Source organism: Chthonomonas calidirosea T49, assembly GCF_000427095.1.
GTDB classification, from domain to species: Bacteria; Armatimonadota; Chthonomonadetes; order Chthonomonadales; family Chthonomonadaceae; genus Chthonomonas; species Chthonomonas calidirosea.
Window position 1 is genome coordinate 2,660,344 of record NC_021487.1, and the last position, 11,319, is coordinate 2,671,662.

The 11,319-nt window shown below is 54.1% G+C and carries 5 protein-coding genes; all 5 read right to left on the reverse strand.

Annotation, left to right across the window (positions count from 1 at the left end):
• Positions 1–58: 58 nt before the first annotated feature.
• The 5 genes from hisS to CCALI_RS11120 all read right to left on the reverse strand — a co-directional run bounded on the left by hisS (position 59) and on the right by CCALI_RS11120 (position 11,313).
• Positions 59–1,360, reverse strand: coding sequence for a histidine--tRNA ligase (hisS, locus tag CCALI_RS11100; protein WP_016483578.1), 1,302 nt, complete (start codon positions 1,358–1,360; stop codon positions 59–61).
• Positions 1,361–1,493: 133 nt separating this feature from the next.
• Entirely contained in the window at positions 1,494–3,758 is a 2,265-nt protein-coding gene (locus CCALI_RS15360) for a S53 family peptidase (protein WP_016483579.1), read from the reverse strand.
• 267 nt (positions 3,759–4,025) lie between these two features.
• Complete coding sequence (locus CCALI_RS15365) at positions 4,026–4,826, reverse strand: VanW family protein (RefSeq protein ID WP_016483580.1); 801 nt, start codon at positions 4,824–4,826, stop codon at positions 4,026–4,028.
• Positions 4,826–9,622, reverse strand: coding sequence for an alpha-2-macroglobulin family protein (locus CCALI_RS11115; RefSeq protein WP_016483581.1), 4,797 nt, complete (start codon positions 9,620–9,622; stop codon positions 4,826–4,828). The genes CCALI_RS15365 and CCALI_RS11115 overlap by 1 nt, the downstream gene beginning before the upstream one ends.
• Positions 9,623–9,633: 11 nt before the next feature.
• The gene (locus tag CCALI_RS11120; RefSeq protein ID WP_016483582.1) at positions 9,634–11,313 is read right to left on the reverse strand and encodes a hypothetical protein; all 1,680 of its coding nucleotides are present in this window, start codon (positions 11,311–11,313) and stop codon (positions 9,634–9,636) included.
• Positions 11,314–11,319: the final 6 nt, after the last annotated feature.

Genomic DNA, 11,319 nt, shown 5'->3' on the forward strand with positions numbered 1-11,319 from the left:
CTATGTTCGCATTGCAGCGAAGCCCCGCTATTGGGTGCCGGGGTTTGCATCGTGACGATCAGCCTTGCGCAAGCCGTTCTTTTATAGAGCTAACAATGCTCTCTAGAGGCAGCTCCTGCTGTTCACGGGTCGTTTGATTACGGAGGGCTACCACGCCACGAGCTAGCTCGTCCTCACCGAGAAGCAGGGTATAGGGGGCACCCAGATCGTCTGCACGTTTTAGCTGTTTCTTGAAATTTCTTCCTTGGTAGTCCATATCGGCGCATATGCCAGCCCTGCGAAGATCGTGGAGTAGGCGAACAGCGATAGGGCGCAGACGCAGGCTATCCCCTAACAAAATGAGGAACACCTGCGGGTTTTCATCCTCTACAGGTAAGACAATGGAGAGAGCTTCCAGAGTGAGCAGGCAGCGCTCGACTCCCAGTCCAAACCCGATGCCGGGGGTTGGAGGGCCGCCACACTCCTCCACAAGGCGATCATAGCGTCCTCCTCCGCAAAGCGCGTCTTGTGCTCCCAACCCTTTGCCCTTCACCTCAAACACGGTGCCGGTGTAGTAGTCAAAACCACGAACGAGCATAGGGTCCACTACAAAAGGCGTCTCAAGGGCGTGAAGATATTCTTGCAATCGCTCGAATTGATCGCGGCTTTGCGCATCGAGATAGTCAAGCAGTTTAGGAGCTTCGGCTAAAATCTCTTTTTCTTTCGGGTCTTTGGTATCGAGCATCCGCAGCGGGTTCAGCTCGAAGCGCTTTTGGGCATCTTGGCTCATTTGGCTAAGGTAAGGACGAACATAGTTGCGCAGGGCTTCGAGATAGCGGGCACGTGCCTCAGGCGTGCCAACGGTATGGATATGCAGGGCGAGTTCCGTGATGCCCAATGCGCGATAGAAATCCATGGCAAGGGTGATGACCTCTGCATCTATAGCCGGGTCTGAGGAGCCGAACACCTCCACGCCGAGCTGCTCATGTTGTCGGTAACGCCCTTTTTGGCCTCGCTCGTAGCGGAAATTTTGGCTGGTGTAGTAGAGCTTGAGAAGAGGGTATTGGGCAAAAAGGCCATGCTCGATACAAGCCCGAACTACGGGCGCTGTCCCCTCTGGTTTCAGAGTAAGGCTTCGCCCACCCCGATCGGTGAAGGTGAACATCTCTTTGCTGACGATGTCGGTGGTTTCACCGATGCTACGCGTAAAGAGCTCTGTCTGCTCCAGGATCGGCGTACGAATCTCACGATAGCCGTAGTACCGACAGAGGTTTTGAAAAGTTCGTTCCACATAGCGCCATTTTGCCGAGTAGAGCCATGGCTCTTTCGATGGCGGATAGGGCAACACATCGTACATGTAGGGGGGAGCGGAATAACGCAATAGGGCCTCCTTTTGCCATGAAAAAGTTCTCTGTGCATTGTACATTCTAGCCGAGAGAAACGTCAAATGAGGCAAAAAAACACCCTCCGCTTCACGCTGAAGAAGAGGGTGTTGAGCAAGCGGTCGAGAAGATCTAATTCGCTGTCAAATTAAAATCGTCCACGACGAAGCTTGTGGGAGCAAAAGTGATCTGCGTACCCACAAGTCGGAGGATAATGACTTGACCTGCTAATGTAGTGGGTAGAGAGAAGGTCTCCTTTACATAGCCCGTATTGGCGTCAAGGTTTGAGAAGGTGTGAACGAGGTCAAGCAAGTTGCCATTGGGATCTAATATCTCCACTTGAAGAGTATCCTCAGCCGTAGTGGCCGTATTCGCCGTGTCGATATGGAGGTAGAAGGAAAGGGTTATATTGGAGACAGCGCTAGGTATGCTCACAAATTGCTCTAGGATATCGGTATGCGGCAGCGGATAACCGCAAAGCCAAGCATCCCAATAGCCTGCGTGAGGAGGTTCGATCAGGCTGTCCGAAATGACGCCCGGGGTTACAATCCATGGACTTGGATCGAAACCATTTTCAAAACCCGGATTTCCGATGAGGTTTGCGGGAGGCGGCGGCTGGACGAGTTCGGCATAGAGATTGGCACCGTTAAAGCTTCCTAAGCCAGTAGCATCGTCGTAACCGGGAACCGCCGGATAGAATCCATTATCTCCCGTTGTGATATCGTGGAAGTCATTGGCATACTTCGTGCTGTTTCTAGCGATATTATATAAAACAGGGTTGATAAACCCGATCGGGTTTTGATGAATGGCGGTGAGGCCTGCATTTATATCTGCTGTAAAGGCAGCCCAAAGCGGAGCAGCTGCGCTGGTGCCACCAACCGTAAACCAGCCGAAGTTGTTATTGACATATATGTCATAGCCCGTATTTGGATCGGCATCTAGGGCTACATCTGGGACATTCCGTAGAGATAGCGACCCTAGTGAAGCAGGAGAGATCAGTCCATATTGATAGCCTGGGAGAGCCCAGTAAATACTGATACCCCCTCCTCCACCACCGCCGCCGTCAATGACATCATTATTCCAAACTGTTTCTGAGGCATAGGCTCCGCCGGGTCCATTGGTAGTAAGTGTTGTTCCGCCCACACCCGTTACGAACGGCTGATCCGCGGGATTATCTACGCTCAGAGTAAAGCCATCATCATAAGCTCCATTATCGCCGGCTGCATCGAAGAAGGACTGTCCCTGCGTCGCCATTTGAACGAACGTGTAGTTTTCTGCGATAAGGTAGGAAAGGGGTGTTTGATCTTCTGGAAGGCCCCATGAGCAGGATATCGAGGTGGCAATATCGTCGTTTGCTATGGTTGCAAAATTGAGTAGAAGATCAAAGAGACTATCTGGAGATTCGTAGACGAGAATTTCTGATGCGTTGTCAGATAAGGCGATCATCATATCTATATCTAATGTCACTTCAATTTGTCCGCCAAGGGAAACAGGTGTCCCTTTAAAGCCGTCAAGCAACACATTTTGAAGCCTTGGCGCGTTGAGACCAAATTGGCTGACATATTGAGTTATATCTGATGCCACATAACCATCGAGCTCCACAAGCCCTAGTATTTGTTTATCTCCACGCAGCACACTCGACGTAATGTTGTAGGCGGTTTGTATATCGCTTGGCGCAAGTCCGCCAGCAGGTCCCGTGCCAACGTTTAATGGCCTTGGACCGGTGTAGATGGGAGGGCTATTGATAGGGACCGAAGGCCCACCTTGGGTGGGTGGATATGGACTTCCAATGAATGGTGGTTGCCCGTAACCTCCTGGAAATTGGAGAAGCGGTTTTAATTTTCCTGCATTATCTAGCCCTACGATCCCCACAATAGGTACAGGTGGGGCTACAGGGTTCTGATCAGGCGCATAAAACTTGCTGCCGTCTGGACCGGTATATTGGCGCAGCTTCACATGGAAAGCGTTTTGAGCTTTCATTGCCGATGTGGTAACGCCGAGTAAGAGACGGTTCTTATAGGTTTGCGTTACCTGAAAACCTTGCGATTTCGCCCATTGAATCACCCTGTTGTAGTCGGCCTGGGAAAGGCCAAACATATCCCCAAACTGTTGTGGGGTTAGGTAATGATGATAAAGCGGGTCGGTAGGCGTATAAATGCGCTTAACATAGTTATCAAGTTTCTTCTGGTTCGGCATTTGGAGCACCAGCATCAGTTGCAGAGGTTGGGTTGGTGGTAAAGGTTGCCCAGGAATTGAGCGTGCGACAACGGCAGGCAGATGCCCCTCCAAGCGGTATAAAGGTTTTTGACCGATAGCGCCTTGGACCGACAGTATCAATGCACCAGCGCTGCTGAGCAGCGCGAGACGGTGCAGCAACTCCGTTAGTAAACCCCTCATAGATAAATCTCCTTTCTTTATCTTTCCTAAAGCTCTCCTTTACTCGCCTAATAGGATGCGGTACTCCTAGTACTTCTGTTCTAGTTTAGTCCCTTCTAATCTATGTCTGGTCTTTTTTGGTGCAAGAAACACGAAATCTCTCGTGCCTATTATATCAAACGTGCGCTTTTGGCGCAAGCAGTTTTTTTAGTTTGGTAGACGTGTTCGAAACTTGCTACGTTTCATAAGTTTTAAAGAGAGCCTCGCCGGCTGGCCGCGCCAAGTAGGTTATCTTAATGAGGTCTGATAGATGCCGATAATGCGGTCGGCAGCCGCATAGGTGCTATCGCTAATGCGCTCTCTACGGACGATAGTGCCATCGGGGCGGGTGAAAGTACGATAGGTAATGACTCGGTAGCCGGGCACTCCGATGGAAAGGAGTCGCGCATGCAGACCATGCCCTCGGCTGTTATTAGATAGTATCATCGTTTTACGCTGTGGTTGTGTGGTAGAGAGGATCTGGGTTTCCACGTGCGCTTGGAGAGTCGGTTGCTTTGGGGCCCAAAAGCTTGCCTCTAGTGTGTCCTGGGTAGCTCGGCACTCGATACGAACGGGCCATGGATAGGGGTTTTTGAAGCGCAGATCAATGATCGTTTGTGCCACGGCGGCATCTCTCCCCGGCGGCACGTATTCCGGACAGAAGTGATGCGGGTGCCGTTCCACAATCTGCATGCCGGCAAGGAGGGCTGCATTGTAGAGTGTGCTGGATGTTTGACACACCCCTCCCCCAACCGCGTTGACGAGCTCCCCATCGTAACTCACTGGTGCCTGCACGTAGCCATGGTCTGCCGACCAAGAGCCGACGCGTTTATCAAAAGAGAAAAGGCCTCCTGGTGGCACCACCGCACCGTTAACGGCCCATGCGGCGAGGCGGGCGTTTCGACGCTGTGAGGGGCTTCTGCCGCGCAGGCTGCTGACATATCCTGCAATACGGACCTCCCTAGGTGGGGATGTGGCGGCGATCTGCAAAAAGCCGTAACCGCTTGCCAACGCAAACAGGCCAAGCCCGAGGGCCTCTGTCCACCGCATTATCGTACCTCCACACGTTCTGAGCCGGTTTCAACGTTTGTATCTGGGTCGTACATTGCTTGGAGCCGAGTGGGCAAGGCGGTGAAACGGCCAGCCGTCTGGGCTCGCAGGTGATAATCGATGACATGCTTCCCCTTCGATAGGGAACGAATAAAGAAGGTGAGCCTGTCATCACGGATATCCATGCTAGAGAACCAGTAGTCCCAGTCGCCTTCCACATCGGCCGTGCCGCGCTCTGTAACCTCTAAACCGGCCGGTAAGGGGTCTTCCATGAGCACGTAGCTCATGTCCTTTGGCACCACAAAGCTAAGGCGCACCAGAATCGACTCGTTGGGGGCAAAGCGATCGTTGGTCGGGATCAGCTCGCCTTTGTCGGAGAGGCGATAATAGTTGCGTGTCAATTGAAAGCCGGGTAGCTTAAGCGGGGGCAGCGGCAGATCGTTTGGAGTGGTCTCAACGCTGCGTACCTCAAGGGTGTAAAAGATCGGGCTGCTGCCTTCAAGTAGCTTTAGCTCTACCGTGTTCTTGTTAAGTTGCAAGAGCCCAGGAGGCACGGTCACATCGCGCAAAGGCATCTGAGCACTTATGGGAACATGGGCAACAAGGCGGCCGTTCACCGAGATGGCAAGGGTGCCGGTTGGGCTGTGCATCCTTTTCTGCAGCAGATAGCTGCCAAGAAAACGGATGGCGAGGGCCATGTCGCGCGTGTTCATCCAGTAAGAATCGGCATGTCGCAGCAGAAACCATCGAAGGCCCGACTCGATCAAGGGGTTTTGGGGGTTGGCTGTGAGAAGCGCCTGTAAGGCTAAGAGTGTTGTGTAGGTTGAATCGGCGTAGAAGAAGCCAGGCACCGTCTGCCCCTCCCAGTGCATCAGAGCTCCTTCTATTCTTGCGCGACGAAGAAGCGCGTTGAGCGAATCGTTTAGGCTACGACCAAGCGCTTTATCTATTAGCACGGTATAGGCTAGGTTTTCTGAGGAGAGGCCGGGAAGGATGAAGTGAGAGCGTGCTTTAGCGACAAGTTCTCGATTGCCGCATTGCAGAAGCACGTAGAGGACGAAGGGCTGGACATCGAGAGGGGTTTTGGGCAACATAGCAATAGCCGCCTTAGCACCGCTATCTATGACCTGCTGAGCCACAGGATAGCCGTACTTCATGGCGAGTAGAAGCGATTCGAGCGCATAGGCGGTCATCCAGGGGTCGTCGTTGTCATACTGCCACCAGCCCCAAGCACCATCATCGTGTTGTAGGCGGTAGAGGCGCGCAACGTTTTCCTGAATGGCGGAGTTCATAGCGGGCGAAGCGCTCAAACCAAGCCGCGGCAGCGTTTTGGAGGCCACCAAGTTGGCAATAAGGCCACTTGCCGTCTGCTCCACACAGCTGTAGGGATAGGCACTGATTGCGTCCACGCTGTCGCTCAAGGCGGAGGCCAACGAGGGAATGAGGTGTACCTTCACCTGAGTGGCCGAGAGCACTGTTTGAGGGTTGAGGCGAAACACCTCAACCTGCGGGTTACCGGCACCGACCTCACCGGAATAGGATGCGAGCTGGGTGCGGCCGAAGGGACGAACGGTGAGGGGCAGTTCAACGCCATCGTTAAACGACGGGCCACCGGTGGAGGTGGGCAGTGTCCAAGCAGTGGCCGTAAGCTTTGCCGAGCCGAACAAGGGGGCTGTAACCTGCCAGGAGAGTGTGGCCTGTTGGGCGTTCTCTATATGCAGCTGCTGTTGGACAGCTCCTTGAATTTGGAGGCCTTCTGCCTGTAGACGTACGATGACGTTTTGGGGTAGGCCTGTGTCGTTGCGTACGCTGGTCGTTACGGTGGCCTGGTCGCCTTGGGTAAGAAGACGAGGAAGTTCCATTTGCAACAGAAACGGCTTCGAGACTTGGATTTTGCTTATCTGCCAGCCGAACTGGGTGCTCATGGTTTGGGCGATGGCGGTTGCCCGCCATGTGGTGAGGTTATCTGGCACGGCGAAGGAAACAGTGGCATTGCCCCTGGAGTCGGTTAGCACGTCGGGTGCCCAAAGAGCGGTATCGGCGAACTTACGGCGTATCTGAATGGTGCTCGCTGCTTTCTGCTCGCTGCCTAACGTGACGGTGTCGTTAGAGAAAGAGGTGGTCACCGAGTTCTGGCGATAGGGATAGAAGGCTCGATAAACGATATCGGGCGATTCCTCCTGAAGCTTAAAGATGGCCTCATCCACAACGGCAAAGGACAGATCGCTTTTTACCGGTCTTCCATGAGCGTCGGAGACGTGAATGTGATAGGTTACACGGCTACCGGGCAGATAGAGCGGGAGATGGTCGCCGTAGGAGGGGTGATCGGGTGTTAGGGTAACAAAAAGGCGTTTATCTGGAACGGGAATACGTACGGAGATGCTGTTGTTGCCCGAAGCTTTAGCGCCAAGATAGCAAGCGGAGATAAAGACGTTAGGCCCGTACTCCTTGAGAATGGGAATGGGCACCACCAGGCTATGTTGAGACATAGCCACGGTAAAGGTGCGATAGATGCGATTCCCTTCTAAGGTGATAAGCACCTTGCTCGGCACAATAGGGCAGACGAGTAAAAGCTGTGCCGTTTCGCCTGGAGTGTAGGCGCGCTTATCGGTGAGGAGAGTGGGATCGGTGGAAGTAAAGGAAGTAGACCCTTCGTAAGATGCATCGTACACCTCGATGCTATCGGTGGTTTCGATGGAACGGCCTTTGGCGTCACGGGTGCGTAAAACGAGTTGGAGACTGCCAGCGTGCGGCGGTTGAAAGGTGAAGACAGCACGACCCAGGGCATCGGTGGTAGCATGTAGGGTTGTCCAAAGGTAGCGATGGTAGTCCGAATAGTTTCCCAACTTTTCGTAAGCAAGTTCAAGGGTTACCGGCTGCTGAGGAACGGCCTGCTGTTGCCAGGTATGCACCGTTGTCAAAACGCTGATGGACTGGCCTGGTAAGCAGAAATAGCCTGTGGGCTGCACATCCAGCGCGTAGTCGCCTGAGACCACAGGCACCTGGCATCGCTGCTCCTCTTGGCGGTTGTTGACGGTGACGGTAACATCAAAATCCGCGATCTCGCGTTGGGGCAGAAACGCGAAAGAGTGGGTGGGCTTGGTTGGTACGCTGATAACCGCGTCGCCGTTCGAGTCAAGAGTCGTTTGTCCTTCCTGTTCTAGGCTGCCATAATAGCCTTCCCTTTGCGCCTCCCCCTCATCAGGCGAGGCTGGGAAAATGTCGTATTCATCCATGCTTTGTAGGTTACTCTGGTTAAACACCTGATAGGAGACAACGGCGTTGGCCAGTGGCGCTCCATAAAAGTAGGAGGCATGGACGTGGAGGCGAATGGGCTCGCCTCGCACATAAAGCGGTCGCTCTGGGGTGAGGGTTACCTGGAACTCGGGTTTGCGGTAGGCGGCCACAGCGATATCCTTTGTATAGCCCGTCACACCGTCGGGCATCTGGATAAAAAGGGTGTAAGTGCCGGTGGTTGCCTCAATTGGCAGGGTCATTTTGCCGTTAAAAGCGCCGAAGCTGTTGGTATAGAGGGTTTGGCTGTACACTTGAATGCCTTTGGGATCGTTCATCACCACGGACACGGGCGTATGGGGAGGAGGAAGCCGATAGCTCCAGGCCGAGCCGCCATCTGAGGTGCCAGTTGCCACAGGAGTTAGCTGGTTGCGACGTGCGATACCCTTAAAGTAGATGGTCTGTCCAGGTCGGTAGAGAGGTCTCTCTGTATAGATACTGACGGTGTACAGGTTGTTGCGACTCGAGTTGAAGTTGGCTCCTTTTACGACAACCTCATCGTCGCCTCGTTGTGCGACAAAAAACTGGCTTTCGAGGAACGGGGATTGGGGATTTGTGAAGAGTGCCAGACCGTTTTGGTTTGTTTGGGTTTGCAGGCGCACTTCGTTTTCATGGTAGCATCGCACCATGCAATGTGGAATCGGATCCCCACTAGGCATATCCACCACATAGGCGAGCGTCTGTGTATCGGCCTGTTTAAGCACCATGCCCATGTCGGTGATCTGCAGCCAACCCGCAACGCAATCCTCTTGATGGCGAAGGCGAAGAAGATACAGACCTGGAGGCAGCGGTGGAAGAGCAAAGCGTTTATAGAAAAAGCCTTCCACGTCGGGCTTTCCAATGGCCACCTCTTTCTCTAAAACGAGTTTGGGGGTGGGCATTGTTGTGGGGTGTAGGAGGGAAGCCAGATAGTGCGTCGTGGAGATGGTATCTGCCGCGCTAAGAGCGTCTAGCGCCGAGGCAAGTTGCTTATTTTGCAGGATTTGCGACAGTTTTGTGCGATAAACTTGCACATGGTACGAGTCCTTATCTAGCGGAACTCTGTCGCTTACGTAGCCACGCACGGCGAATCGGCCTTGCTCTTTGGTGCCAAAGACCCTTTGGCGCTGCACTATCTCAAAACGGGAGAGGCTGCGCTGTAAAAATAGCGTGACCGGGGTAAGCGATCCCTCCCCCACATGGATGCGACTTATCTGGATGCTATGGGCTGGCGTGTCGGCGGAGACATCGTAATCTCCGGTGGGCACGCGCGAGAGAAGGAACTTGCCATGTAGATTGCTGAGGGTACGCAGCTGATGGCGATAAGGGTTGTTGCCTGCAGGTGTGAGTACCACTTCGGCCCCAGCAATCGGTTTATGAAGGTCATTTAGCCAGACGGTTCCGGTAACCCCTCCTATAGGCGTATCTTGGTAGATGCGATAGGAGAGGCCAAGCCCTATGAAGGCGAGCGCGAACACAATGGGCAGGAGATGCCAAAAGGAAGAGGGTTGTTTCGTTTCCATTAGGTCGCTCCTCATGAGCGTGTAGCCGCTTTGGCTTGTCGGCGCCGATCAACATAACCGCCCATCTTTCCGGCAAAAGTCGCCAGAATCAGAAAGCCTACAGCTATCAGCACGATGCGTATCTTCTCTTCCCGTGCGAAGTTGGCCACAGGAAGCACCGTTTGGCTCCATTGCAGCAGGGCGAGCATCGTGGCGATGGAGAAGAGAGTCGGTAAAAGACCGTACAGCGTTGGGTAGACTCCGTTCTGCTGGTCATCTGGTTGAAACAGCGGCAGAAGCGATGTGAGCGCCAGCCCAAAAAACAGGCTCTCGGCGCACTTGGAGCCGTAGATCAGCAAGACGAGGCCAGGGATGAGCAGCGTCAGCAGCCCAGTGAGAAATAGATGATAGAGCGGGAGGGTTTTCGTTCGGTCGAAATCTGTCCAAGAGAGCAGATAGCCTTGAACAAGCGGTGGAGCAAGAACGCCTACTAAAAACCCAAAGAGGGCGTAATGGTCGGCCAGATCGCGGTGCCAGAGGTCTGCACTATAGCGAATGAGGAAGAGGCGGTAGAGGCCTAGCTGCACGGCAAAGAGACCTATCAGCAGCATCTGTCCAAGCGTTTTCGCTCGGAGGGGATATTCGGCGACACTGGTAGAAGCGATACGCACGGCAATAACGAGCCAGCTTCCCATAAGCATCACCCCGATACCAAAGCCCGCCAAAAGTTGGTAGGCGGCCATATATCCAACGAGCACAAGCAATGCGCTCAGCGCGCCTGTCTGCCAAGCCCATGCCCAAGCCCCATTTTGCGATCGGAGTTTACCGGTTTCGAGCAGCCACCAAACGAGAATCGTTCCAAAGCTGCCGATGGCGCTTAGGAGGGTGAACGGGGGATGATCCATCTCTTTTGCGCTGAGGAGGTGGCAGGCGCCCATCAGGAGGGCTGCGCCGACCATGGCACGCAGAAGGCGTGTGGCCTCGGCTTGTGCTGGTAGCTCTTTAAGCCACCGAAGACGGTCGGCCAGCTTCCCCAAACCGGCAAATGGCAGCGAGGCGACAAAGAGCAAGCACAGGGTGGCATCGGCAAGAGCAAAGCCAATGGCGCTCCAATGGACCGGGATGCTGGAGGCACCAAAGCGAGAGGGGCTGCGGTACTCCCCAGCAACGGCCAACAGCAGCAAGGCCAAAACAAAGCCCAAACCGGTTATCTGCTGAAGCCAGAGCCTCTGTCCCACCGCGCCCTCTTTCTCGGTCCCAAGGGCAGTGAGAAAAGTAGATACAAACCAGCCTATGGCCACCCCGAAATGCACATCGGGCAGGCTATTGCGCATCCAAAGCGACGGCACCGCCATAACGCCCAGCGCGATAAAATAGGGGATGGTTGAAGCGGTCGCGCCTACAGCAGCCCCGCTGGTGGGAATGGAAGGCTCTTCGACGGCCGTTTGATACAGAGCCCAAAGCCCGCCCAACGCTCCGATGGTGCCCAAGAGGTAGCCGAGGCTGAAGCCATGGGCAAGCGTATGCGGAGTATGTATCGTAAGGCTAACGAGCTCGCCGAGTATCGCAAGGCCAACAGCGGCCAGCAGATAACGGCGAGGCAGGTGGGGACGTGGGCTTTGCCACCTAAAAATCGGCCATGACAGGAGCAGTGACGCAACGACGCCGATGCCGCAAAGCCCTAAGGCGCTACGAAATAAAAACAACTCCATAGGTGT

What these genes read in the sequence shown, in the direction of transcription:
- CCALI_RS15360 (WP_016483579.1), bottom strand. Translation starts at nt 3,758, where the DNA reads ATGAGGGGTTTACTAACGGAGTTGCTGCACCGTCTCGCGCTGCTCAGC.
- CCALI_RS11115 (WP_016483581.1), bottom strand. Translation starts at nt 9,622, where the DNA reads ATGGAAACGAAACAACCCTCTTCCTTTTGGCATCTCCTGCCCATTGTG.
- CCALI_RS11120 (WP_016483582.1), bottom strand. Translation starts at nt 11,313, where the DNA reads ATGGAGTTGTTTTTATTTCGTAGCGCCTTAGGGCTTTGCGGCATCGGC.
- CCALI_RS15365 (WP_016483580.1), bottom strand. Translation starts at nt 4,826, where the DNA reads ATGCGGTGGACAGAGGCCCTCGGGCTTGGCCTGTTTGCGTTGGCAAGC.